A 26,971-nucleotide genomic window follows, 5' to 3' on the forward strand; every position below is an offset into this window, starting at 1 on the left:
TTACTTCCCTCCTTCTCCCTTCAAGGCTTCCAGTTCCTCCGCGTTTAAGAACAAGATGGAATCATCAATATTTTCATTAAAGAGTTCTTCATATGTCTGCCGGACCTCTTTTAATGCCTGAGCTCCTTCTTCTTTCGTCATCTTCCGGCTGTGCCAGTCCGCCTCATCTTCCATAAAAGAAACTCCTTTTCCTTTGGTTGTATTAGCGATCAACACTTGTGGAAACGCCCCTTTTTCTGCCTCTTCGTCCATTCTCCGGAATGCTTCTTTCAGCGCTTTCAGATCGTGGCCGTCACACTCATCCACATACCAGCCAAAGGCCTCCCATTTTGCCTTCAAGTCTCCAAGGGGCATCACGTCCTCCGTAAACCCGTCAATCTGAAGCCGGTTGTTATCCACGATCACTTTGAGATTATCCAGTCCATATTTAGCCGCCGCCATGGCCGCCTCCCACACTTCTCCAGACTGACATTCCCCATCTCCAAGGATGCAGTATACATTATACTTGTTTATATCATCCATCTTCTGAGCAAGAGCCATGCCAAGCGCCATAGAAAATCCCTGTCCCAATGCTCCTGTAGATGCCTCTACCCCCGGCGTTTTCAGCCGATTACAGTGTTTGGGAAGCATACTGTCATTGGCATCAAACTCCTTTAATTTTTCCGCCGGGAAATATCCCAGATCAGCCAGAATCACATATAAAGCGGGGCTGGCATGTCCCTTTGACAGCACGAACCGATCCCGGTCCGGCGCTTTTGGATGCGCTGCGTCATATTTCATAACGCCTCCGTAGTACAGCATTGTCATAATCTCTAAAACCGAAAGAGACCCTCCCGGATGTCCGCTCCCCGCATAGTCCATCATTGCCACCAGATTAAATCTGGTCTCTTCCGTCTTTTTCCTCAGCATTTTAAAATCCTGCATCACTTCGCTCATTCTTCCATCTCCTTTCCTATGGATCCGTTATAACAGAATTTGCACAAACTATAACAATATTCTTATGTTTGCTAAAATCTTGATTTTCCCGATCTGCTTCTTTTGTTGTATTTATGTTATCAATTTATCGATGTTACTTCTATAAATTTATTGCTATATAAAATAACAATATTCTTTGATATTTTGCGGAAGGTGATAAAAACAGCCGTCCATTTCACTTTCCCGCAAAAGTGAAATGAACGGCTGTTACCGCCTCGGCAGGCCAATAAAGGCTACTTTTTCCTCTCCTCCATCTCCAAGATCAGTCTTCGAATTTCATTTTCTTCCTCTTCTAATGCTTCCGCAATTTCTGGAACAGACTTCCCTTTGGCTAATTTCTTCTGAATCAGTTCCTCCAATTTATTCTCCCTGCCCCATTCTTGGCCTTCTTCCCAGGCCGCTTCCCTCTCCTGACGCAGATGCTTTTCCTGGTCGTATTCATATATACTCATGTTTTTTGCCTCCCTGCGATTTCCTTCCAAAAATTCCTTCAAGATTCCTTCCTGGATACACTCTGTGATCGCCCGTTCTACCGCTTCCTCTATAGGCAGTTCTTTTGTATATTGTCTTACTCTTTCTGTATATTCTGCATACTCCCATAACGTATGGCTGGCTTCCATCAGTTCCAGGTTATGTCCCTGGTTGATATTCAACATAAGCACTTCCAATTCCAGCTTGTGTTCCTCTTCCTCTACCGTATAAAGTTCGGAGAGTTTTAGGATTTTTTTATCCGGCTGGTCTTCCTCCCCATTATAGAAGACCACAAATCTCGGCGGCGGAATCTGTACTTTCCGTCTTCCATACAGATTTTCTTCTGCCGTCATTCCTGACAGCAGATCCGCAAGATAAAAGAGAAATCGCAGCGGAAGATTTGGGCTGTAGGTTGACTGGTGCTCATACAAGGACAGTCTGGTGTCGATGAGAAACGAAAGATCATTGCGCAGCGACATATAGATTGCGTTCTCCAGAGTATTGATCTCCAAAAGATCCGGATCCTCATATCGTTTCCCGCTGACCGCATTATACAGTTCCAATAGCTTTCTTTTGTCCTCAAAAATCATCACGAACAGCCTCGACTTATAGAGACGATTTGGTTTCCTCTCCATCCAGCTTCCTCCTTTAAAAATGTGTTCTGCAGGAGGACTCTGTTTTTTAAAAACCTCTCTGCATTGTTTGATCAAGATACAAAGCATTGAGATTTCCTTCGATGAATAAGTCAGAATGTCCGATACGGCAGATGCCGCGTAGAAATGTACGGTCAGAAATGAAAATGCTTTTATGTGATAAATATATCTCTTTTCTATTTATCTGTCAACTATATTTTTAAAAACATCTCTTTTCTAGAGGATAAAACGGGAAGGCTATCGTGCTTTCCCGTTTTAATGATTTACATTTTCATATTGCTCCTAAATATCGAATCCAAGTCCCTTGATATCTAGCAATTCAGGCGCAAAGTTTCTTGTAAAATCTCTTGGCATCGCGTCTTTTAAAGCTTCCCATAAAATACTGCTTTCATAAACCTCGCAACACAAAGATCCGTTCTTTTAGAAAAACTCTATTTCCGTCTGCCATACTACTTATAGCTTTTCATAAAGCTAAGATTATCTTTATACAAAATTCAACCAAGTTCTTACTTTTTTAGCTCTCTTTGAATAAGTCTAAGTTTCCTTGCACATTGTATTTCGTTTCAATTATAATAGGTTTTAAAAATTTTACTCATATCAAAATCTAAAATTCAAGTCACTACGGCCTTCGAACGGGGCTTCAATAAGTAATGGTTTTAAAAAATCAGCTGTTTTTTTCATACCATCTTTTCTACTCATTGTGATATCTTCATGTTCAAAAGTAAGAGAGCCAAAATATCCTACCATAGCTAATTCTGTGATTACATCTTCCCAATTAACATTTCCCCAGCCAGGAATACGGAATCTGAAACCTCTATCAATTCTTCGATAATTTCCGTATGGATTTAATCCGGATTTTCTTACATTATGTTTCACAATTTGAGCATCTTTTGCATGGACACCAAAAATTCTGTCCCCAAACAAATCGACAAATAACTCAACATCTATCCCATACATCATCATATTAGCCGGATCAAAATTAAATCCCCACGATTTATGATTCCCCAATAGCTCTATACTTCTTTGTGCGGTTTCAATGTCATACACCATTTGATTAGGATGTGGTTCATGCGCAAATTTCACTCCATATTCATCAAATTTATCAAGAATTTTTCCCCATCGTTCTGCAAAAATTTCTTCTTCTCTTTCCCACGCCTTCGCATCCGGCCACTGGCATACTCTACCAAAATTTTCGCATCCTGTAAATCCTACAACAACCGGAACCTCCATCTCATTTGCCACTTGAGCCGCTTTGATAATCGCCTCTGTACCGTATCGAATTTTTTCTTCTTTGGTTCCGCTATATATATCATCAGTATCTCTTCCATACGGGCCCATTACCAATTGGCTTTCTGGATGATCTCCAAGAGATGAAATCTCTAAACCATACTCTTTAATCTTTTCTTTGTATTTCTTGACATTTCCTTCTATTAAAATAGTATGAATATCTAAATGAAGATTACCTTTTTCAAACGTTTCAATCTCCAGTGTTTCGTATCCATATTCAACTGCCATTCGGCATACTTCGTCTAATGATAAGTCAGCATATGTTCCTGTACACAATCCAAGTTTCATACAATTCGCCTCGCATCTCTTAAATCAAAGTTTGTCCACCCGCAACAGTAATAGTCTGCCCTGTAATATAACTCGACATATCACTTGCCAAAAAAAGCACACAATCAGCCACTTCTTCAGGTGTTCCAAAGCGCTTTACTGGAACAGAATCAGCCACTTCCTGAACAAACTGCTCTGGTGTAATGTTCCTCTTTTCTGCCCACCATTTTGCCGCTCCCTGAGTCTGTTCTGTCATAATTTTTCCTGGCGCTACTGCATTGACAGTAATATTATATGGCGCCATTTCAAGTGCTAACCCCTGTGTAAAAAGCGAGACCGCTCCCTTTGATGCAGAGTACGCAACATTGTATCCCTCCCCAATTTTCCCAGCAATAGAAGAAAAATTAATAACTTTCCCGTATTTTCTTTCCTTCATTAATTCTGTCATTTTATAGTTCACAAAGTACGTTCCATCCAAATTAACCGACATTGTTTTATTCCAACCTTTTTTATCTACTTCATGAAGTAAGCCTAAAATAACTATTCCTGCCGCATGGACTAAAATATCAATCCCGCCGAACTCATTCCATGCCTTTAGAATTATATCATTTACCATATTTTCATTTGATACATCTAATATATATTTTTTTACCTTTGTTTGGTATTTTTGCAGCAACTCTTGTTTTACTTTTTCCAGATTATCTTCCGCAATATCTGCCAACGCAACATTAGCACCATTTTCCGCGAATTTTACCGCACAAGCTCTCCCCATTCCACTCGCCGCTCCAGTTATAAAGACATTTTTATTTTTTAAATTTAACACTATTTATTACCCTCCAAATAATAAGCCACTTTTTTACATAACCGCCTTTCGTAAGCACATGACGAAAGGCGGTTATAAACTTTTGGATTTTTCACCAAAACTCCTCGTTATCTCAATATTACCACGTATTTAATTTTACTGGGAAACTCTCTTCACTTCAAATTACTGATATTGTTCTAAGTTTTTAATGGCTTCTTCGGCTCCTTCTTTTGTAACAATTTCAAAACCACTATCTGTTACCATTTCCGGATTGCCGCCTTCAATAACTTCAAGTAGAACATTTATTGCTTCTTTCCCCGCCACATCGGGTGCCTGCGCAGTATTTGCGATTTCACTTCCGTCTTTTACCAGATTCAATCCATCTATTGTCCCATCAAAACCGATTACATCGACTTCATCAAGTACACCAGCCTCTTCTAATGCTCTTACACACCCAATACCAATTGCATCACAAGCACACCAAAAAACTTCTACATCTGGATTTGCTGTCAAAATGTTCTGTGTTGCTGTATATCCTTGATCAACAGACCAATCTGTCGACTGTTCCGCAACAATATCACACCAATCATCTAACCCATCGTCAATTCCTGCTTTCCGCTTGTTCCCGTTATCATTGCCTTCTTCTCCGTTAATTTTAGCCAGCTTAGTTCCTTCGGGATAATTTTCTCTTATCCATTCTCCTGTTGCTACGGCGGCGCTATAATTATCAGTTCCTACAAACGGAATTCTTTCATAACCATCTGCTTCTAACGCATCTTGATCACAGTTGTTGTCCATCATAACAACCGGAAGGCCAGCATCTTGACATGCCTTAACTGAAACATTTGCTCCCTCTGCTGACATGGCTACCATAACAAGGCCATCAAAAGTTCCATTTGAAATAATATTTTCAATCAGTTCTGTTTGTCCTGCCACATCTGTAAGTCCTTCTCCACTCGTAGCTTGGACAACTCCTTCATGCCCTAATGCTTCGCACTGCATCTTAGCCGCATTCGAAAGAATAATCATATAAGGATCACTCAAACCATTTGGAACTATTGCTAATTTGTAACTATCTTTTTTCTCTGTTTCCTGCTCCTCTCCACTTCCACTATCATCAACTGTTCCACATCCAATCAACGTAACGGCCAGGATAATTGCTATACATTCAGCTATGATTTTCCTTTTTTTCCTTTTCATAAATTTTCCTCCTTTACTTTTTTATAACGTGGTAATATTGCAAGACAATATTATTTCTATTATTCCGCCTTTCGTTCTTCTGATTTATCCACCAGGACTGCTCCAACAATAACAAGCCCCGTAATAATCTGCTGATAGTATACGGATACATCCAACATCTGTAATCCATTTTTTAAAATTGTAAGAAGCAATGCTCCCACTAATGTATTCCTCAGCTTTCCTTGTCCGCCTGAAAGTGCAATTCCGCCAATTACACAAGAGGCAATCGCATCCATCTCATATCCTTTACCAGATGTTGGAGACGCATAAGCCAACCTAGCAAGTAACATCAATGCGGCAATCGCTGAAAATAATCCTGCTAATGTATATACTAAAATCTCAACCATTTTAGTATTGATTCCGGATAGTCGTGCCGCCTGTACATTTCCTCCCAACGCATATACATGTCTCCCAAATTTAGTTTTCCCCATTACAAATATCATAATTATATATAGGATAATCAAACAGTAGACAAACGTCGGAATTCCTAAAATTGTCAGTTTTGCAAATGCATTCAGTTCTCCTGGTAATCCTGAGATTGGTTGTCCCCCATTCAGTGCAAGTGCACCACCTTCTGCCATCTCCATAATTCCAAGTGTCATTATAAAAGCCGGCAATTTTCCATAACTAATTCCTATTCCGGTTACAGCCCCAACCAAGCACCCTGCTACTACTGTCAAAACTAATGCTATCCCTAAGGGCAGTCCTCCTTTTACGATCAATAAAGCACAAATCATTCCATTAAATCCCAACATACTTCCACTAGACAAATCGATACCACCTGTCAAAATAACAATAGAAGCCCCTATCGCCATAACACCTACAATGGAGGACTGCACAACAATATTGGTTATATTATTCCAACTAAGATAATCAATTCCCCTAACTTTACATAAAAGTGTAAATACTAAGATAATGGCTATGACACCTATGTAAAGAGCAATTTCCGAAAGCCACTTTCTTTTATTTTGAGCTAGTTCTACAACTTTTTTATTTTCCACTTTGCTCACCTCCATATAGTGCATATTCCAAAATTTGTTTTTGAGTCAATTTTTTTGTATTTTCCAAAATTGTTGCTATTTCTCCAGCATGCATTACCATAATACGATCACTCATTTTCATAATCTCCACTAAATCGGAGGAAATCATAATAACGGAACCTCCTTTTTGGGATAATTCCTTAATAATATTATAAATTTCTTCTCTTGCCCCAACGTCTATCCCTCTTGTAGGCTCATCGATAATATATACATCCGCATTATTGGCCACCCATTTTGCTATTACAACCTTTTGCTGATTTCCCCCTGACAAACGTCGAACTTCTTGTTGATAGCTTGTCGCTTTTACATTCAATCTTTTCATGTACTCTTTCACATAAGAAGGGATTTTTTTTGTTTTCAAAATATACTTTCCAAACTGCGACAAATTTGGCAAAATAATATTATCCGCTACTGAATGATTTAAGATTAGCCCCTCGTCTTTTCGATCTTCGCTAAGATAAACAATCCCCTTTTTTATTGCATCGTTTATGTTGTTTTTCTTTAATTCCTTAGTATCATTCTGACAAGTAATTTTTCCACCATCTTTTCGATATGCTCCAATAATACATTTCGCCATTTCTGTCCGACCAGACCCTACCAATCCAGCAACTCCCAGTACCTCTCCTTTATACAAATGAAAAGAAATATTTTTTAGCAATGACTTATAAAATAAATTTTCCACCCGAAGAGCACAATATTCTTTGTTAATATAAGGATTCTTTTCTTTCTCAAACTGAACCTCTCTGTTTACCATCAATTTTGTCAACTCTTCTGTATTGGTATTTACTAGATCCAATGTTGCTATATACTTTCCGTCCCTCAAAACCGTACATCTATCACCTATTTCAAATAGTTCAGACATTCTGTGAGAAATATAAATAATCCCTATATTTTCTTCTTTTAATTTACGAATCACTTCAAATAAACGCTCGGTTTCCTTATCTGTGATTGCTGCTGTGGGTTCATCTAAAACTAAAATTTTTAACTCTGTTGAAAGCGCCTTAGCAATCTCGACCATTTGCTTTTGTGCTACACTTAGGTTTTTTACAAGCGCCTTTGGATTGATTTCAACCCCCAGACGTTTTAGAACTTTCTCTGATTCTGAAATCATTTTTTTACGGTCTATCACAATTCCATTATGAAATTCTTTTCCCAAAAAAATATTCTCATAGACACTTGTATAGGGATTCAAATTGAATTCTTGATAAATTACACTAATTCCCGCATCAATTGCCGCTTTAGTTGAAAGACCATCTAGTTTTTCTCCAGACAGAAAAATTTCTCCCTTTTCCTTTTTATAGGCTGCCGACAATATTTTAATAAGTGTAGATTTTCCCGCTCCATTTTCTCCTAAAAGTACATGTACTTCTCCCTTTCTCACATCCAGACTTACATTATCTAACACCTGCACGCCTGAAAAGCTTTTACAAATTCCTTTCATTTGAAGTGCTAGTTCTTCCACATTTCCCCCTCCTTCCCTAAATACTTCCGTTGTAACCTCTAAAAGATTTCTTTAGGATATCAATATCTTGCCTCATTAATTCAATCGCATCTTTATCACAGTGATTCATTGGTGGCTGGTCATAATAATTTTCCAAATGCACAAATCCTTGATATCCAATCTCACATAATGCCTTTACCGATTCATAATACGAGGTCGCTCCTTCTCCTAGAAGGGCGGCGCTAAGTTCTCCTTCTTTTCCATCTTTTACGTGCACTTCACAAATTCTGTCACCCAATTCCCGTATCATATCCGGTGCGAAATACCCTTTGTTCAAATATGGATTTTGCGTATCCATATAAATTTTTAGGTTTGGATATCCAACTTCCTCTATGAGCCGGATATCCTCTTTTACAGATAATGCATTTTCCGTTGCCACTTGGATTCCTGCCTCTCCCGCCAGTTGACATGCTCTGCGCAAAAAAATCACAAGTTCCTGGAAATCTTTCTCCGTTTCTATCCGACTTTCTCCAAATGCCGGAAACTGTATCAAAGGAAGTTTCATTCTCTTTGCAATTTCTACTGATTTTTCTAACGCCAGCAACGCCACTTTTTTCTCGGGAGAATCCACCGGTTTCGTAATTCCATAATAGTCCAAACAATTAACTGCAACCGCGGAGAACTCAATTCCATATTTAACTTTTTCTTCCAAATAAGCATCTTGGATATATGGATTAGATAAGGGGAAACTATGTTCATAGTCTCCCTGAAAAAGTTCTACTCCATCTAGGCCCATATCTTTTAAAAATTTGCAAATGTATGGCCCCTGGATAGGAGACGCCCACTCACATATGCCAAACTTTATCTTCCCCATGTTCCATCCCCCAATCTATCTTTCCATTACCAGTTCGGTGTCACCACAAATTTTCCGCCTTCCAGACTAGCCGCTGCCTCGATCGCCTCGATTGCTTGTTCCAGGGAATAACACCTGGTCAAAAACTTACTGGGATCAATTCTTCGGTTTGCGATCAATCGAATCACATGCGGCCAGATATCATGTCCAGAACTTCCAATGGAACAATGATAATTCACTCCTTTCTTTTGCAGATATGTGGACATAATCGGTGTCCTTGTGGCCGAAATCCCGATTTGCGCAATCGTTCCGCCTACACTCATCATTTTTTCAATCTCTGGAATCGTTTCTGCCTGATGATGTGTCGCTTCTACAGCCATCTCTACCCCAATACCATTCGTAAGTTCCATTACCTTCTCGCTTGGACTGCTTCCTTCCTGGAACAATTTATCTGGATCAAACACATAGTCTGCACCTACATCCTTTGCCAGTTTCATCCTTAGAGGATTTTTATCAAAAGAAATAATTTTTGCAGCCCCTGCCGCCTTTGCCAGCGACAACGCAGACAGGCCTATCGGTCCGGCGCCGAACACCGCCACGTTTCCCCCTGGCCGGAATCCTCCGCCTCTGGTGAACATCCCGTTATAAGCAACTGCTGTCGGCTCTACCATAGACGCCACTTCCAATGCTCTTTCTTTACTTCCATATACAGGTACAAGGTCTTCTACATGAAAACAAAATTTTTCTTTTGCCACCAGATATTCCGCAAAAGCTCCATCCAGTGAAAAGCCGATTTCTTCCAAATTTTCACACTGATTAAACAGACCCGCCCGACATGCAGAGCATTCGCCGCACCAGTTCATTGTTTCTGCAACTACCAGATCCCCCTCCTTAAATCCTTTAACATTCTTTCCTACCTGGACAATCTCTCCGGAAAATTCATGTCCAATCACAACGGGTAGTTTGCAATGACCGCAGTAATAGGTATAATCATTTTCATCGGCCCCCAGAAACATGGTATCGGAACCACATACCGCGGCACCTCCCACTTTCAGCAGCACTTCATCATCCCTGGGAACCGGTACTGGTTTTTCTACCAACTCCAGCTTCGGATGACAAAACAGATCGCTTCCCATGATCGCCCGTTTATCCCGTTTCTCCCTTTCCGTAGGCTGATACCCTTTTCTGGGCTTCCATTCCGCACTTACCTGTAATGCTTTCATAAAACCTTTTCCTCCTTTTCCCCCAAATAATCTTTCAAAATGACCTTTATAACAAAACTGCTCATTTTATAACAATCTTCTTGACGATATTTTTTATCCAAAATTTCTCAGAGCATAAATATAGCCATATTTTTGTATATATTTCCCATTTTGTTTGCATTATTGTGTTTTTGATGGTATAATTGTAACAACAATTTTGCCATTGTTCTATAATTATATTCCTGTTTAAAATAACAATATTCTTTATTTGGAGGTGTCAATATGCCAGCAAATATGCCGCGTGAGATCAAAGTCGACAAAAATATGAGAGAACTAAATCCCCATGGCAACTATGGTTTTCCGATCTATCTTCTCCATATTACTTTATCTGCTTATCCATTTGGCCGACTCAACTGCCACTGGCATCCAGAGATTGAGATTATGCTTGTTCAAGATGGATCCATGGTCTATCAGGTAAACCAGACCACTTATCATCTCACGGAAGGGGATTGTCTTTTTGTAAATTCCAACGCCCTCCATTCCGCTTCTATGTTTGAAGGCAGCGACTGCCATTATCTCGTCGCTACTTTTAATTCCAATCTAGTATATGGGTACGAAAAAAGTGACATTGATACCAACTACACTTTTCCTCTTCTGAATGCGGATTCTTTTCCTTCTTTCATTTTCCGCGCCGGCACTGAAGAAGCTCTTTTATTCAGCAAATACTTAGAGGAAATCGCTACTTTTTATGAATCAAGATCTTCCTGCTATGAACTCCATATCAAGAGCCGCCTCTGCGAATTATGGACCATTGTTTTTGAATCCTTCCAGCAGCGCCAGTCCTCGTCCGGCTCTGGTTTGACTGAAATCAAACAGATTTCTCGTTTAAAAAACGCTCTTTTATTCATTCATGCCCACTATACGGAGCCCATCACCCTGGATCAGATGGCAGAATCGTGCCACACCAGCAAAAGCGAGTTCTGCCGCATCTTCAAGAAAACACTGCATCAGACACCTTTTGAATACCTGCTCCGTTACCGGATACAAAAAAGCCTCTCACTTCTGGTCTCCGATTCTCTCAATATCACGGAAATCGCCCAGCAGGTAGGCTTTTCTGGCCCCAGCTATTATTCTGAAGTCTTTCGCAAATATATGAATTGTTCCCCGAGGGAATATAAAAAACGTCTCGTTGTATAAATTATACCATGCGGGAAATCTTATATTATTTCCAATATTTTCCAACTATTTCCAGACACAAAAAGAAAGCAGCAGGAACTCTTGAAACCATAGTTCCTGCTGCTTTCTTTTCCCATTTTATCTTTAAAATCTTAATTACTTCCCCAGACTCTTCCGGGCCGTCTCGATCTCCTGTCCAGAGATCCCGGTGTATTTCTCAATATCACCAGCAGAAAATCCGTTGTTCAGCATATTTTTCACTACCAAAAGGATCTCTGCCTGCCTTCCTGTTTTTTCGCCTTCCTTTATTCCGTTCTCTCTTCCTTCTTCCATCCCACGCTCTCTTCCTTCCCGCAGCGCATCTGCATACCATTCCTCCATCGCCTGACACATATCGATCTTTCCCTCCTTCTCCAAGCCTTTTATTTCTTCTATATCTTTTAACAGTTTTTCTGAATGCAGAAACGCCCGCAGCGCTTGATACGTCTCTACATCAATTTCCCGGAAATATTCCTCATTTTCCCACAGATATTTCTGCAGTTCCTCCCTTTTTCCCCTACATTTTAACATGCCGAATACTTGCTGTAAATCTGTATGAAACCTCCCCAATTCTCCCATATTCCCCGCATCCACCAGGTTGATATGATAATTGGGAAGATACTGGCGCAGCGTTTCCGTATCTCCTGTAATCCCATCTATCTGAAATAGATCATAAAGCTCCCAAGCGCCGTCCCACTTCTTCAGATCATAGTAGAAGACCAGCGTGATCACCGGCTGAATCTTATCCCCTTTGCGGAATCTGGATAAATACTCTTCTCCGGTCATGCGCCCGCCGGTTTCCCACGGGTATCGCCAATTTCCCTCTTCCCTTTCTCTTTTTGTCTGTTTCCACCGCTGTCGGATCTGGTCCGTATAAGTCAGGCTGTCATAGAGCATGTTCCTTACAGGCATAGCGTAATGTACCTTCTCCTGAGTCTCACAGGCTAAAATCGTAAGAGTAGCTCCCTTTTCCCACCGCTTTACGATATCTCTGTACCGCTGAATACTTTTCTCTTTCTTTTCCCTTCCAGCGATCAGCACATCTGTTTCCCGATCCAGGCATTCCAACTCTTCCGGACGGATTACTTCTCTGCCGCCAAACAATAGGCCGTTAAACAGATCCGCAAATCTCCTGTCGTCACTCAGCCATTGATTTACTGCCACATTTGCTTTCCCCATAAAAAACCTCCTCTTCAATTGTATTTTCATCAAAACTTGAAATCTCCGGCCGAAAAGCCCTGAACCTTGGAGACTGTGCCGCTTTCTCTTGCGGCATACTGATCCGGACACTGAATTTCCTGAATTGGAGTGGTCCGGGATTTTGATGTGACAATATTGTAACACAAAAAGGACTAGAACCGCAACCCCTATATCACACTCGCAAAAGCTTCTATCAATAGTCAAAAAGGAATCGCCCGCCTCCTTCACAGAACCAGCGATTCCTTTATATATTCAATATCTGCCCGCGGCAGGCAGGCTGCGTTCTAGTAATTCGGCTGTGTCGCCACAACTCCCTCTGTGATCTGCTCAAACAGCTCAAACGGGATCCCCACGCCCATATCGTGCTCGCTCCACTTGCACAGCATACGGGTGCTTGGGCACAGTACGCTCACATTCAGCTCTCCTGTCAGATAAGGCGACACTGTCAATTCGGAACACATCCCCTGCATAGCTCCCATATCGATGGCCGGCTTCTTTCCAGTATTGTATTCATACCCCTGCACGATACGCATGGACTGGTACGCATTGGTCATAACGATCACAACATCCGGCGTCTGTACGCACTGCTTCAGAGGAACTACCGCCACCCCGTAAGTAGATACCTGCAGCCTATGCAGACTTTTGATCGATCTGCGCAGACGTCCTGCCGTTGCCACAGAAGAATACAGCTGATAAGAAAAATATTCCTGCCCGCTTTCGATGCGTTCCGTACTGGGCTCCAAGGCCAAAGCAGTTGTCGCCCCATCGCACTTATGATGCTCTAATCTGCTCTTGATCGCCGTCTCCCGCATCGCCGCCTGTTTGACCATCACGCAATAGGGCATTGCCGACTTTGTCTCCTCCACCGGATACTGGTCATAATCCTCTTTCGTGAACAGCAGGGTGATTCCCACCGGTTCCGCTTCCAGGCCCAATACCCCCTTCAATGTTTCAAGACTTTCCTCCACCCGCTCCTTTGGATAACATTCATGGGGCAGCCCATATTCAATATTTTTATGTTTATATGGCATACGCTTCCTCCTTTAAAATTACATTCATTTCCATCTCTTTGATCACATCCCGCCCCCGCCGGCTCCATGTTTACTGGATCGATGCGAAGCTGAACCGGAATAGATCATATCTCACCAGAACCGCCACAAGCACCCCATAGAGCAGAAGAGAAACAATCAGGAATCCCCAGTCCGCCCGGTCCGTTTTCATAGTCCGGTAAAAGGTCCGTTTCCCTTCTCTGCCAAGCCCTCTGCTTTCCATTGCGCAGGCCACCCGCTCTCCTCGTCTGGCCGCCACGCAGAACAAAGGCAGCATCACTCTGAACGGCGAGGTAAACCTGGAAAATATCCCTTTATTCCAGGGAAGTCCGCGAATCTCCTGCGCCAAATGGATCGCGTCTACCTGAGACTGCAGTTCCGGCAGAAAACGATAAGTTGCCATTGTAGCATATCCATGAACGATGGACAGCCGGCACTGGGTGATCAGGCTCAGCACCAGATCACTGGGCCTTGTAGTCAGCACAAATCCCATAGACATTGTCACCAAAGCCAGAATCCGGAATCCAAGAGAAAATCCATGGACCAGATCCCGCTGGGTCCACTGGAAGATCCACAGCCGGAACACAATTCCCGGCTCTGCGTTCAATCCCCGCAGCGCAAGCATAGAAATCATAAATAAAAAGCTCACCACCAAGAACAGCAGAAGCCGGCGCAGAAGATTCTGGAAGGGAATCTTTCCGCCTGCCCACGTCCCAAGGAAAAAAATCACAAACGTCAGAAATGGCAGGACCGGGAAATACGAAAGACAGACAATGATCGTTACCGCGACGATCAGAAGCAGTTTTATGATCGGATTTCTTCGGTGAAGAAAAGAATCTTTCTCTATGTACGCGAACATACGCTACCTTCCCCCTTTCCGGTTTCTCTCGCCCGCTTCTCTCCAGGCAAAATATTCCTCTGTCGGCAAAGCTTTCTTCACGCTCCCCTCTTCCAGCTCCACCACACGGGTGGCGTACTGCCTTACCAGGGATAAGTCATGGGTGATCATAACGATGGTGATCCCTTCTTCCACCAGTTTCTCCATATCCTTCATCAATTCCTGCCGATTCTCAAAATCCTGCCCATAGGTAGGCTCATCCAAAAACAAGATCTTCTGATGGGTCAAAAGCATATCCGCCACACTGAGCCGCCGTTTCTGGCCCTGACTCAGCACAAAGGGGCTTTTATCTTTCTCTTGCGCAAGATGGAACTTCTCCAACATTTCCTGGACCCGCTTCTCTTTTTCCTCGGCGCTTATCCGCACTCTTTTCAGGCTGAACATCAATTCTTCATAAACTGTATTTTTAATAAACTGATTCTCTGGGTTCTGGAACACCAATCCGATCAGATGATACAACTCCTTCTTGCGGTAGCTCTCTACGGGCCTGCCAAACAGCCGGATCGTTCCGGCGTCCTGGGTATTGATCCGGAAGATCAGCCGCATAAGCGTCGTCTTCCCTACGCCATTCTCCCCAACGATCGCCAGAAATTCTTGCTTTCTCACAGACAGATTCAGACCTTTTATGATCTGTTTTCCATTTTCTTTGTCTTTCTTCCGTTTTCCGGGGATCGGATAAGCAAATTCCAAGCCTTCGATCCTCAGAACTTCTTCCTCAGAAGACAGATCCTTTCCCCGGCGCTTTATCTGTTCTTCTGCCTGGACACGCCAGCCCTGGCGGATCACCTCTTCCCTTGCGCCGCTGGCCGTTGGAGTTCCATTCCGATCCAGCGCCAGGACATAATCCACCTGGTCAATGATCTCCGCGATATTATGTTCCACCAGCAGGATCGTAATTCCTTCTTCTCTGGACAGACGGAGGATCAGGTCAAAGATCTGCCGGCGGCTTTCCGGATCCAGATTGGCTGTCGGCTCGTCCAACAGCAGGATTTCCGGCTCTGTCACCAGCAGAGAAGCGATCGCGATCTTCTGCTTCTGGCCCCCTGACAGATTATTTAGATCCATCTTCTCATATCCTTCCATTCCCACGAAGGCAAGCGCTTTCTGAATCCTTTCCCCCATCACAGATGGATCAAATCCCAGATTTTCCATTCCAAACGCCAATTCCTCTTCTACGGTGAAAGTACAAAACTGGCTCTCTGGATTCTGCATGACAAATCCGATCCTGTCACACCGTTCTCTTGGAAGTACAGACGTAATATCTTCCTTTTCAAGGAACACCTTTCCCTCCAGCTTCCCTTCATACATATGGGGGATCAATCCATTCAGCAGATAAAGAATAGAGCTCTTCCCGCAGCCGCTCGGGCCGCTGATCGCATGGATCTTGCCTTTATAAAAACAGCAAGAGAGATGCTTCCATACCGGAAGCGTCTCTCCTTCATAACAATATGTTACATCCCGCATTTCCAGGATGACCGGTTCCTCTGACTTTTTTATGCCTTTACACATTTGAATCCTTTCAGCACTCCGGTTTTTGCCAGAGCTGCGGTAATAACCTTGACAAGAATGATGCTGATCACGATAGCGCTAAAGAAACGGACGATTATCACGCCAGCCGCTACTGCTCCTCCATAGCTCCAGGGAGTTCCCCAGAAGAATCCATCTCTGCACAGCACAAAGATCGGTCCCAGGATTCCTGACAGCAGCAGGTTCTTCATGCTTCCCTGATATTTGTCTACAACCCCGTATCCAATCTCAACAGCAAGTCCTTCCAGGAACCCTGCCAGCACAAGCTGCAGACCATAAGGGCTTCCCAAAAGCAGGTTCACTCCCGCGGTCACCAGCGCGCCAAAGATGGCGAATCCCGGCTTGCGCACCAGATACATCGGCATCATCGCCGACAGCATATAGATTCCAAAAGTCAGTTCCATAAATACAGTACCCAGCACTGCTGACAACGGCATATATGCCCAATCCAGCAATGTGTAGATTACTCCGATCACCGCAGCAACCATTGCCACTACTACAACTTCTTTTGTTGTGAATTTTTTCTCCATGTTCTCTCTCCTTTTTCCTTTGCGGCGGCCGCTAATGCCGCTTTTCGCTTGAGGTTTTCAAAAACAGAGTCATTATACCATGGAGTTCTTTAACTATTCCAATCGATTATTCAAATAAATCTTTATTTATAGATTGTATCTATATGCTTTCCGGCTGCAGACGGTAATCCATATCGCCCTTTGTCCAGGCCATATCCCAGAATTGATACTCGTATTTGCTGCAGTTGATCAGGATATGCTCCAGATTCTGGATCTGCTCTTCCGTATATCCTTCTGTCAGACGATCCAGAAGGTCGATCACCGTCTGGTTTCCTCCCCGGAACGCATCGCTGACATAAGTGCTGGCCCACCTTCCATAGAACGGCTGCTCCATAGCCCCTGGTACCGTCTCAAGATAATCGCCGATCAGTTTGTAGCTCCAGAAACAAGCCAAGACTGCCGTAGTCAATTCCGCAAGTCCTTCTTTCATCGCTACCGCGATCATATAATTCGTATAAGAATCATTGTTCAGGCACATAGGAGTCTGCTCGATCACCTCCTGGGTGATTCCGAGCTCCTTCAAATAAAACTGATGTACCGCATTTTCTGTATTCAAAGTGTCCGCGATAAAGGCGCTGAATAAGCGCATATCTTTTTCGTCCCTGGATTTTACAACTCCGAGGGCAAATACTTTCGCGTACTCCATCAAATACTTATGATCCTGGATCATATAGAACTGAAACTTGTCTTTCTCTAATGTCCCGTCTGCCATTCCCTGGATAAAAGGATGGGTAAAATAGCTTTCCCAAATGGGGAGCGCTTTCTCATACAAACGCTGTGATACTTTCATGCTCTTTTCCTCCCGATAGATTTTTCATATATAATATCATACTCTTGCCTTTCCCGCACTTCCAAAAAGCCAAAATAATCAGGCCATAAAAGCCCCGTCCTCTTTCCAGTTTCCCTCTCCATCCTTATATAGGATCCTTTGGTTCCCACTGCCCCGGAATTTTAAGGTCACATCCTTCTTGGCTTCTACAAACTCTCCGTCCACCAGCCGGTCAATATAGGAAAGCATTTCTTCCGTCACATCCGTATGCGCCTTTCCGCCGGGGATCAGATCTACATCACAGGTATAGCCGGTATAGCACCAGATATCTTTCCGCGGATATGTCTCCCTGACCCTGCGCAGAAGATGTACCAATTCTTTCTGGTTCTCCGGCTCGAAAGGTTCTCCTCCCAGCAGTGTAAACCCCTGGATATAAGAAGGAGACAAAAGCGTTATGATCTCCTCTTCCGTCTCCTTGGTATACGGCTGTCCATAAGAGAAATCCCAGGTCTCCGCGTTAAAACAGCCTTTACAGTGATGGCGGCAGCCCGAAACGAACAGGCTCACCCGCACGCCCGGACCATCCGCGATATCATATGGTTTTATATTTCCGTAATACATTCCCTGTCTCCTACAAATGCAGTACCCGGTCTTTGATCTCCTGGGTACGTCCCTGATTCCAGAACTGTGTCCCGATATAACCGCAGGTCCGGCGGGCTACAAACATTTTATCCTGATCCTGGTTCCCGCAGTTTGGGCACTCCCAGATCAGCTTGCCGGACTCATCTTCTTTGATCTGGATCTCTCCATCATAGCCGCAGCACTCACAGTAATCACTCTTGGTATTCAGTTCCGCGTACATAATGTTATCATAGATAAACTGCATCACCGACAGCACCGCGGGGATGTTATCCTGCATATTCGGAACCTCCACATAACTGATAGCGCCGCCTGGAGACAATCTCTGGAAATCCGACTCGAATTTCAGCTTGTGGAACGCATCGATTTCTTCCGATACGTGCACATGATAACTGTTGGTAATATAATTCTTATCCGTCACACCCTCAATGATCCCAAATCGTTTCTGCAGACACTTGGCAAATTTATAAGTAGTGGATTCCATAGGCGTTCCATAGACAGAATAACTGATGTGCTCCGCCTCTTTCCACTCGGTACACTTGTCGTTAAGTCTCTGCATAACTTTCATAGCAAATGGCTGCGCTTCCGGGTCTGTGTGGGTCTTCCCCAGCATCCGCACGCACATTTCATACAGTCCCGCATACCCCAGGGATATGGTGGAGTATCCATTATAAAGAAGCCTGTCGATCTTCTCTCCCTTCTTCAAACGGGCAAGCGCTCCATACTGCCACAGGATCGGCGCCACATCAGAAACGGTTCCAAGAAGACGCTCATGCCGGCAGCGCAGCGCCCGGTGGCAAAGTTCCAGCCGCTCATCTAAGATCTCCCAAAACCGGTCCATATCTCCTTCAGAAGAGCAGGCGACATCTACCAGATTGATGGTCACTACTCCCTGGTTGAATCTGCCGTAGAATTTATGGCTGCCGTCCGCGTTTCTCTGAGAATCCTCTACCGTCAGGAAAGAACGGCATCCCATACACGGATATACTTCGCCCTGCTTCAATTCCTTCATGATCTTAGCGGAAATGTAATCCGGCACCATCCGCTTGGCGGTACATTTTGCGGCCAGTTCCGTCAGATACCAGTATTTGGAATCCGCCGTCACATTATCTTCATCCAGCACGTAGATCAATTTCGGAAAGGCCGGTGTGATCCACACGCCCTTTTCATTCTTCACTCCCTGCATCCGCTGGATCAGCACTTCCTCAATGATCATGGCCAGATCATCCCGGATCCTGCCATCCTCTACCTCGTCCAGGTACATGAATACCGTTACGAACGGCGCTTGTCCGTTACAGGTCATCAGGGTGATCAGCTGATACTGGATCGTCTGGATCCCGCTCTTTACTTCATCTTTCAAGCGGCGTTCCGTTACCGCGTCAATAATCCTTTCATCCAGGCTTTCGCCGCATTCCTGTCTCTCCGCGATCACATTTTTACGGATCTTCTGCCGGCTGATATCCACAAACGGCGCCAGATGCGCCAGTGTAAAGGATTGTCCGCCATACTGGTTGCTGGCCACCTGCGCTACGATCTGAGTGGTCACATTACACGCGGTAAAGAAGCTGTGCGGTTTTTCAATCAGCGTTTCACTGATGACCGTTCCGTTCTGCAGCATATCTTCCAGATTGATGAGATCACAATTATGCTCTCTCTGGGCAAAATAGTCAGAATCATGAAAATGGATGATTCCTTCTTCGTGAGCCTGCACGATCTCCTCCGGCAGGAGCACTCTTTTTGTCAGGTCCTTGCTCACCTCGCCGGCCATATAATCTCTCTGGGTAGAATTAATGACCGGGTTCTTATTGGAATTCTCCTGGTTCACCTCTTCATTGATATTGTCCAGAAGAGAGAGTATCCCGTTATCCGTTGTATTTGATTTCCTTTTCAGTTCTCTTTTATAACGGTAACGGACATACTTTTGGGCCACCTCGTAACCGCGCATCTCCATGATCCCGGTTTCCACCATATCCTGAATATCTTCCACGTTCACCGCGTGAGTAAAATCTTTTACCTTCCCGGCTATGTTATCTGCGATCGCTATGATCTGGTATTCATTCATCTGATGGATCTTATCCACCTCATTGTTCGCGGCCTTGATCGCGTTGATGATCTTCTCCAAATGAAAGTCTACTTCTTCTCCATTGCGCTTGATTACCTTAGTTTTTACTTGAATGTCCATTCTTACTCCCTTCTATTTTATACCAAATATTGATATTTCTTACATTCTTTTACTATATTTAGTGTCTTGTACTATCATACACTACTTGTTCCGAAAAGGGAAGAGGCAACTCCGTAATTTTTCAATCGGGGCCGGGGGATTTTTAAAAATCCCCCGGCCCCGATCGTTTTTCCGGCATTTCGCTTACATCTCCCAATATTCTTCTTATTTTTTTGTCTATTTTCCCTTTTTATATGTTGACATTTGTAATACTTATATGTAAAATGTAACTCAAACATAAGTTACAAAAGATTTATTACTGTTACATTTGTAACAGTCATGAGAGTAAAAAGGAGGAACATTATGAACACAACAGCAAGAATGAACCATATCTTTCAGCCGGATGGCAAAACCTTTATCCTGGCTATGGACCACGCAGCGAACTTCAACACTCTGCCGGCTCTGCAGAATCCTAAGAAGCTGGTCCGTGAGATCGCTTCTGCCGGCGCAGATGCGTTCCTTAGCACCGTAGGTATGGCAGAACACTTGACCGATTCTTTCCTCGGAAAAGGAATCATCGTAAGGACAGACGGCGGTGTATCCTTCCTGGGAGACCGCAGCAAAGCCATGAAAATTACTGTTACCGCCGAGGATCTGGCAAGAATGGGCGCTGACTCTGTCATCACCATGAGCTTTCCAGGCTCCAAATTCGAGAACGAATACTTAAGCAACCTGACCAAATTATGTATGGACTGTCATAAATGGGGTATCCCGGTACTGGCAGAGGCTCTTCCAAGAGGATTCGAGCCAGCGGAAGATTCCAGAACACCGGAGAATCTTACATTTGCCTGCCGTCAGAGCGTTGAGCTTGGCGCGGATTATGTAAAGACCAACTACACCGGAGACCAGGAATCCTTCAAAAACCTGGTAGAAGCGACTTACAAACCAGTTGTGATCCTTGGCGGAGCTAAGAAGGTTCCGGTAGAACAGCTTCTTCAGGAAATCAAAGACGCAATGGAAGTAGGCGGCGCTGGTGTAGCAATGGGAAGAAATATCTGGGGACATGAGAATCCGGTTGGATACACCGCGGCCATCGCGAAACTGATCCACGAAGACTGCAGCGTAGAAGCCGCCATGAAAGAAATGAATAAAACATTTGCTGTATAACAAATCAGGAGGGAATAGACGTGAGTACATTTAAAGTAGCTGTCCTTGAGGACGTAAAGAAAATCGCATTTCACGATGCAGAAAAAAGAGAACCAGGTGACAAACAAGTCCTGGTAAAGGTAGATTCCTGCGCCATTTGTACCCTGGAGCAGCGGGTATACACCGGCGTTATGAACCGGTATCCGTTTGCCGGCGGACACGAGGCCGCTGGTGTAGTTGAGTCTGTCGGCGCGAAAGTAAACGGCGTAAAAGCCGGAGACAAAGTAGCCATCCGTCTTTTAAACTCCTGCGGCGAGTGCTACTACTGCCGCAACGGCCATGAGAATCTTTGCGTGAAATCCTTCATCGCGGAGACTCAGGAATGTGCCATGGGACCTGGCGGTTTCTCTGAATACATGATGGTAAACGCAGAAGATGTTTATAAAATGGCAGACGACATCGACCTCTCTCACGCCGCTCTCTCCGAACCGCTTGCCTGCTGTGTGCACAGCATCCGCAACGGACAGGTAGAGCTTGGAGATGATGTTGTTGTCATCGGTGTAGGAATCATGGGCGCGCTGCATATCCAGCTTGCCAAATTAAAAGGCGCAAGAGTCATCGCCTGCGAACTGGACGCAAAACGTCTGGAAGTCGCTAAGAAGATGGGCGCTGATATTCTGATCAATTCCGGTGAAGTTGATCCGGTTGACGAGATAAAGAAACTGACAGACGGAAGAGGCGCGGACGCCGTATTCTGCACAGTACCCGTTGCCGCTCTGGCAAAACAGGCTGTCGACATGACAGGAAAGATCGGACGGACCGTTTTCTATACTTCCTTCCATCCAGACCTGCCGATCGAGGTAAGCCCGAACAAGATCCACTCTTCCGAGCAGATCATCACAGGTACTGTCAATCCTCAGAAGAAGGACTTCCTGATCGCGACCAGACTGCTGTCCTCCAAATTAGTGGACATGTCTGCGCTGATCTCCGATAAGCTGCCTCTGGCAGATATCGAGAAAGCTCTGGAAGAAGCTGTCCTTCCAGACACTTACAGAATCATCGTACAGCCATAACGGTCACGAACCGTCAAAGTCTCTCTCAAGCCAGTTGATAAAAGGGCTGTTCGAGAGGTATAATAGACCTATCAAGATCACGGAGGATGGGTTTATGAAAAACATAAATTTGTCAGAAGAAAAATTAGGGGAATACCAAAGAGTCGCCTACTATTACTATAAGGCAGGACTTACACAGGAGGATATCGCGAAACGTATGAACATGTCTCGTCAACGGGTGAATCGGATCGTCAGCGCCTGTGTGGATCTTGGTATTGTAAAGATTACTATTCAGGATCTGGACAAATCAAACCTCGAACTGGAGACGGAGCTTGAGCAGAAATATAATTTAACTGGAGTCAGAATCGTAAATAATATCGTTGAAGACAATCTCGTTCGAGAGTTGGGGATCGCGGCAGGCGCCTATCTGCAGAGCATCCTCAAAAAAGGAGATATCATCGGAGTAACGAGGGGGCGGACAACAGCGGCCATGGCTGACTACTGGACTCCTTCCTCCTCCCTTCCGCAAGATCTGACGGTAACACAACTGATCGGAAACGCAAAAGAATCCGACTCCCATACCGGAGTCAACAGCATCGTATACCGTCTCGCGGAGAAACTGGGGGCCAGAGAATCCCTGATGCTCGCTCCTGTCATTGTACGGAGCGAGGCGCTGAAGCAATCAATCCTCAGTGATCCGTTTTATCAGGAATCCTATTCCATCTTCAAGCGCTGCACCATCGCCGTTGTGGGAATCGGGACCGCCCAGAGCCAGTGGAAGCATATGATCTCCCTCTATGACCGGACGGATATGGAACAGTCCAAATGGACAAAAGATGTAGCAGGTGAAGTCTGCACGCACTTTTTCGATAAAAACGGGAACGAAGTGATCCCTCCTTTCGGAGATCAGATCATCGCCATCCCTCTTGAAGATTATCAAAATATTCCAACCCGGATCGGAGTCGCCGGCGGTCTTGAAAAAACCGAGGCCATCCGCGCGGCTTTAAACGGGAACTATGTCAACGTATTGATCACTGACTTCCAGACCGCAAATGAACTTATAGTATAGGGCAGACCCAGAACCTCTGCCCTCTCAAAAAGGAAAGGAGAATTATCATATTAATGTTTTCCCTTTTGCATTGGTGTGGTAGAGTGAAAGTGTATGTCAAACAACAACAGTAATCAGGGTGGATCACTGGGATTAGGCACTTGTGTCGCCATGATCGCCGGTGGTATGATCGGTAGTTCTATCTTTTCATTGTCCGGACTGACAATGACATCTGCGGGTCCTTCCGCAATCCTTACATGGGCGATCGCCGCGGTCATCATGCTCTGCTATGGGCTGATCTGTGCGGAATTGTCCACACGTTTCCCAAAATCAGGCGGTGTATTCGTATTCCCCTCCAAAGCGCTTGGCAAGACCGAGAAAGAAGGCGCTCTCTGGGGCTGGATCTCTACCTGGGGATATATCAATGCCAACATCGTAGCTATCGCGTTCGCCGCGATCTATGTTGGTACATATCTGAGCGTTGGTTTCCCAATTTTCGCAAATATGCAGATTCCGCTGGCGCTGATCGCGGTTGCGTTCATCACCATTTTGAACTGCGTGAATTTTGCGCTGGCCGGAAAAGTAAATAACCTGCTGGTATTGGCTCTTGTCATCACTATGGTGGCATACATTGCCATTTCCTTTGGATCCGGTGAGTGGGACACGAGTCTCCTGACTCCATTCTTTACCCAGGGATCCGCAGGGTCTACCGGCTTCTTGGCTATGGTTCCCACCGCTATGACAGGATATGGTTCTATCGTAGCCATGGCCTTCATGGTATCTGAAGTAAAGAATCCAAACCGGAACGTGCCAAGATCTGTTCTGATCGCCATGATCCTGGTTCTGTGCCTGTACCTTGGCATGATCCTGGCAACCGTTGGCCTGATCAGCGCGGACTTCTTGATGGAGAATCCTGGAATGCAGTTTATCCCAATGTTCGCGGCCGCATTTACCAAACTGGCAGCCATTCCGTGGGTTTCTAAGCTGATCTCTATCTCCGCTCTTCTGGCTCTGCTGACAACCATGATGACGGTAACCTCTCTTACCTCAAGAGCGATCCAGGCAGCCGCGGAGAAAGGTTCCCTTCCAAAGAAGCTGTCCGAGACCAACAAATCGGGAGTACCCTCTTACGCTACTTTCGTGGTTATGATCCCAGCGGCGATCATCTCCTGCTTCCCGCAGTTTACCTCTACCATCGTCAGCTTCGGCGCGCTGTTTGCCACTGTTACGATCACGATCAATATCATCTCTCTTCTGAAAGCCAGAAGCAAGTTTGATCTTCCGGAAGGCGCGTTCCACGCTCCCGGCGGCAATGTACTGCCAATTTTCGCTCTGCTTTTGATCGTCATCTGCTACATTCCGGATATCATCGGCGGCGGATGGATGATCTGGGCTTACTCCATCGCATGGTACATCATCGGAATCATTTACTATAAGATCCGTATGAAAAACCAAAGCGCAGAATAAAAGGTAAGAGGTGAATACAAATGAATTGGCAGATTGAAAATATGGAAAATACCTGCGTGGCTTACGGCTGCTTTGACAGCATGCATAAAGGCCACATGGCAGTCGCGGAAAAAGTAAAGGAAACAGCACAGGAAAAGGGACTTACTCCCGTCATCATCAGCTGTCCGAAACCAGGCCGTGTATTACAGACCGAGGAAGAAAAGATCTATCTCTTCCAGAAAGCCGGCATCGAGACTGTCCTCACCTTCCCGTATGAAGGCGGAGGCGACTGCACAGAAACCGAATTTGTTCAGAAGATCCTGGCCGATAAATTAGGCGCAAAAGCGCTGGTCATCGGCGAAGGCCATGCGCATCTGGGAGAAATCCAGACAGCCGCGGCGGCTGCCGGGATTGACGTTGTACTGTGCGAGACACAGGAAAAAGACGGGCATCCCATTACAGACGAAATGGTCAAAGAAGTCTTTGACGCATGCAAATTTGATGAATTTATCGAATTATGCGGACATCCTTATATCATGATCGGGGAAGTCGAGCACGGAAAGGCTCTTGGGAGAACGGTAGGCATGCCGACCGCCAATCTTTCCAGCGTAGAAGACAAGATCAAACCGCTGGACGGCGTGTACGCTACTGTTGTACACGTAGACGACGAGCTCTATAAGAGTATGACCAACATCGGAAAACGGCCGTCCGTAGACAGCTTCGACTATGTGACCATCGAAGCGTTCATCCTGGATTTCTCCAGAGACATCTACGGCAAAACGCTGGTGCTGGAAGTACATCAGTTTGTCCGCGGCGTTCAGAAATTCGCCAATCTGGAAGAAGTACAGAAACAAGTACAGAAAGATATCCAGAAAGTACGCGAAGTCTTAGAAAACGCGGTTAACGAGAACAATTAACTATCACTTCCCATACACGTTTAACGGGGCCGGGGGATTTTTAAAAATCCCCCGGCCCTAATGAGAAAGGAGACTCAAAAATGACCAGAAAAGTGATCAAAATGACAAATGCCAGAACTCTGGAGATTTTCGAGGAACCCATTCCAGAATTGGGGCCTCATGATATTCTTCTCAAAATTACGATCGCGGGAATCTGCCGCAGTGAAATGCCCACTTATCTGGGGGAAGGCGCCATGCTGATGAAAGGACCTCTCGGATTTTCCTGCATCACAGATTATGTCCCCTATCCGGCCAGCTTTGGTCATGAACCTACCGGCGTTGTAGAAAAAGTAGGTTCCCAGGTGACCCGCTTCGCTCCGGGAGACCGGGTATCAGGAGCGGGAGGCGGCGCATTCGCCTCTCACATCATCTCCAGTGAGTTCGCCCCACTGATCAAACTGCCTGAAAGCGTGTCCGAATATGACTGTCTGGCAGAGCCTGTCATGTGCTGCTGCAACATCGTCCGGGACATTACTCCGCCGGAAGGGGGATTCATTGCCCTTGTGGGCTGCGGCTATATGGGCCAGGTATGCTTAAGCCTGCTCCATGCTCACGGCGTGGAGAACATCGCCGTCTTCGATCCTCTTCCCGCCCGCCGGGAAAAAGCGCTCTTACTTGGCGCCAAATGGGTCTTCGATCCCAGTAAACCGGATGCTATCGCGGAAGCGCTGAAGGTAACCGGAGGCGCAGGCTTTGACCGGGCTATCGAACTGTCCAAGGGATTAGACGGCTTAAGCGTGGCCGTATCCCTTATGAAGATGCCCACCGAGACAGACCGGGGTATCATTGCCGCCTCCTCTGTCTATGACAAGCACGAAATGTGGCCCACCGCTCTTGGCTTTGAGCTGATGTGCCGGTGTCCCGAACTCCATTTCGTTCATCCCGGCTTTATTCCCGATACCGAGGGGCTCATGCGGGAAGCGGTAGAGGCTTACGAAAAGGGTTATGTGCCAAAAGACGGCTTCATTACCCACCGCTTCCGTCCGGAAGAACTTGGGAAGGCCTATGAGATGATGGAAGAGGATGACGAAAGCTATCTGAAAGGCGTTGTCGTCTTCGATTAAAA

At 45.0% G+C, this 26,971-nt stretch carries 24 protein-coding genes; 7 read left to right on the forward strand and 17 right to left on the reverse strand.

Going from position 1 to position 26,971, the window contains the following annotated elements; genetic code table 11:
* From FND36_15740 to FND36_15780, 9 genes are all read right to left on the reverse strand, one after another.
* Positions 1-936 carry a transketolase gene (locus FND36_15740; protein QDW75369.1) on the reverse strand — a complete coding sequence of 312 codons (936 nt, stop codon included), beginning with the start codon at positions 934-936 and terminating at the stop codon, positions 1-3.
* Between the two features lie 272 nt (positions 937-1,208).
* Positions 1,209-2,081: a hypothetical protein gene (locus FND36_15745; GenBank protein QDW75370.1), complete on the reverse strand. Its 873-nt coding sequence runs from the start codon at positions 2,079-2,081 to the stop codon at positions 1,209-1,211.
* Between the two features lie 615 nt (positions 2,082-2,696).
* On the reverse strand, positions 2,697-3,674 hold the full coding sequence (locus tag FND36_15750; GenBank protein ID QDW75371.1) for a sugar phosphate isomerase/epimerase: 978 nt from the start codon (positions 3,672-3,674) through the stop codon (positions 2,697-2,699).
* A gap of 19 nt (positions 3,675-3,693) precedes the next feature.
* Entirely contained in the window at positions 3,694-4,476 is a 783-nt protein-coding gene (locus FND36_15755) for an SDR family oxidoreductase (protein ID QDW75372.1), read from the reverse strand.
* A gap of 162 nt (positions 4,477-4,638) precedes the next feature.
* On the reverse strand, positions 4,639-5,655 hold the full coding sequence (locus FND36_15760) for a sugar ABC transporter substrate-binding protein (protein ID QDW75373.1): 1,017 nt from the start codon (positions 5,653-5,655) through the stop codon (positions 4,639-4,641).
* Between the two features lie 59 nt (positions 5,656-5,714).
* Positions 5,715-6,710, reverse strand: a complete 996-nt coding sequence (locus FND36_15765) for an ABC transporter permease (GenBank protein QDW75374.1) — start codon at positions 6,708-6,710, stop codon at positions 5,715-5,717.
* Entirely contained in the window at positions 6,685-8,196 is a 1,512-nt protein-coding gene (locus tag FND36_15770) for a sugar ABC transporter ATP-binding protein (GenBank protein ID QDW75375.1), read from the reverse strand. Before FND36_15770 ends, FND36_15765 begins: the two co-directional genes overlap by 26 nt.
* 16 nt (positions 8,197-8,212) lie before the next feature.
* Entirely contained in the window at positions 8,213-9,049 is an 837-nt protein-coding gene (locus FND36_15775; GenBank protein QDW75376.1) for a sugar phosphate isomerase/epimerase, read from the reverse strand.
* A gap of 26 nt (positions 9,050-9,075) precedes the next feature.
* Positions 9,076-10,251 (reverse strand): zinc-binding dehydrogenase, encoded by a 1,176-nt coding sequence (locus FND36_15780; protein QDW75377.1) that lies wholly within the window; start codon positions 10,249-10,251, stop codon positions 9,076-9,078.
* Positions 10,252-10,512: 261 nt separating this feature from the next.
* Between FND36_15780 and FND36_15785 the strand changes: the two genes are divergently transcribed.
* Positions 10,513-11,427, forward strand: coding sequence for an AraC family transcriptional regulator (locus FND36_15785; GenBank protein ID QDW75378.1), 915 nt, complete (start codon positions 10,513-10,515; stop codon positions 11,425-11,427).
* A gap of 135 nt (positions 11,428-11,562) precedes the next feature.
* Here the strand turns inward: FND36_15785 and FND36_15790 are convergent, their stop codons facing one another.
* The 8 genes from FND36_15790 to nrdD all read right to left on the reverse strand — a co-directional run bounded on the left by FND36_15790 (position 11,563) and on the right by nrdD (position 20,278).
* Complete coding sequence (locus FND36_15790) at positions 11,563-12,624, reverse strand: transposase (protein ID QDW75379.1); 1,062 nt, start codon at positions 12,622-12,624, stop codon at positions 11,563-11,565.
* Between the two features lie 305 nt (positions 12,625-12,929).
* Positions 12,930-13,676, reverse strand: coding sequence for a hypothetical protein (locus FND36_15795; protein QDW75380.1), 747 nt, complete (start codon positions 13,674-13,676; stop codon positions 12,930-12,932).
* 70 nt (positions 13,677-13,746) lie between these two features.
* On the reverse strand, positions 13,747-14,553 hold the full coding sequence (locus tag FND36_15800) for an energy-coupling factor transporter transmembrane protein EcfT (GenBank protein QDW75381.1): 807 nt from the start codon (positions 14,551-14,553) through the stop codon (positions 13,747-13,749).
* Positions 14,554-14,556: 3 nt separating this feature from the next.
* Positions 14,557-16,101, reverse strand: a complete 1,545-nt coding sequence (locus FND36_15805; protein QDW75382.1) for an energy-coupling factor ABC transporter ATP-binding protein — start codon at positions 16,099-16,101, stop codon at positions 14,557-14,559.
* Positions 16,086-16,649, reverse strand: coding sequence for a hypothetical protein (locus FND36_15810; protein ID QDW75383.1), 564 nt, complete (start codon positions 16,647-16,649; stop codon positions 16,086-16,088). The genes FND36_15805 and FND36_15810 overlap by 16 nt, the downstream gene beginning before the upstream one ends.
* Before the next feature lie 139 nt (positions 16,650-16,788).
* Positions 16,789-17,478 (reverse strand): thiaminase II, encoded by a 690-nt coding sequence (gene tenA, locus FND36_15815; protein QDW75384.1) that lies wholly within the window; start codon positions 17,476-17,478, stop codon positions 16,789-16,791.
* A gap of 78 nt (positions 17,479-17,556) precedes the next feature.
* Entirely contained in the window at positions 17,557-18,078 is a 522-nt protein-coding gene (nrdG, locus tag FND36_15820; protein QDW75385.1) for an anaerobic ribonucleoside-triphosphate reductase activating protein, read from the reverse strand.
* Between the two features lie 10 nt (positions 18,079-18,088).
* Complete coding sequence (gene nrdD / locus FND36_15825) at positions 18,089-20,278, reverse strand: anaerobic ribonucleoside-triphosphate reductase (protein QDW75386.1); 2,190 nt, start codon at positions 20,276-20,278, stop codon at positions 18,089-18,091.
* Between the two features lie 342 nt (positions 20,279-20,620).
* Between nrdD and FND36_15830 the strand changes: the two genes are divergently transcribed.
* From FND36_15830 to FND36_15855, 6 genes are all read left to right on the forward strand, one after another.
* Complete coding sequence (locus FND36_15830; protein QDW75387.1) at positions 20,621-21,424, forward strand: aldolase; 804 nt, start codon at positions 20,621-20,623, stop codon at positions 21,422-21,424.
* A gap of 20 nt (positions 21,425-21,444) precedes the next feature.
* Complete coding sequence (locus tag FND36_15835) at positions 21,445-22,476, forward strand: zinc-binding dehydrogenase (protein ID QDW75388.1); 1,032 nt, start codon at positions 21,445-21,447, stop codon at positions 22,474-22,476.
* A gap of 94 nt (positions 22,477-22,570) precedes the next feature.
* On the forward strand, positions 22,571-23,524 hold the full coding sequence (locus FND36_15840) for a sugar-binding transcriptional regulator (GenBank protein QDW75389.1): 954 nt from the start codon (positions 22,571-22,573) through the stop codon (positions 23,522-23,524).
* Between the two features lie 93 nt (positions 23,525-23,617).
* On the forward strand, positions 23,618-24,970 hold the full coding sequence (locus FND36_15845) for an APC family permease (GenBank protein QDW75390.1): 1,353 nt from the start codon (positions 23,618-23,620) through the stop codon (positions 24,968-24,970).
* Between the two features lie 20 nt (positions 24,971-24,990).
* The gene (locus FND36_15850) at positions 24,991-25,866 is read left to right on the forward strand and encodes a riboflavin biosynthesis protein RibF (GenBank protein QDW75391.1); all 876 of its coding nucleotides are present in this window, start codon (positions 24,991-24,993) and stop codon (positions 25,864-25,866) included.
* An 80-nt stretch (positions 25,867-25,946) separates the two neighbouring features.
* Positions 25,947-26,969, forward strand: a complete 1,023-nt coding sequence (locus FND36_15855; protein ID QDW75392.1) for a zinc-binding dehydrogenase — start codon at positions 25,947-25,949, stop codon at positions 26,967-26,969.
* Positions 26,970-26,971: the final 2 nt, after the last annotated feature.

Source organism: Lachnospiraceae bacterium KGMB03038 (assembly GCA_007361935.1).
In the GTDB taxonomy this organism is placed as follows: Bacteria; Bacillota; Clostridia; order Lachnospirales; family Lachnospiraceae; genus Massilistercora.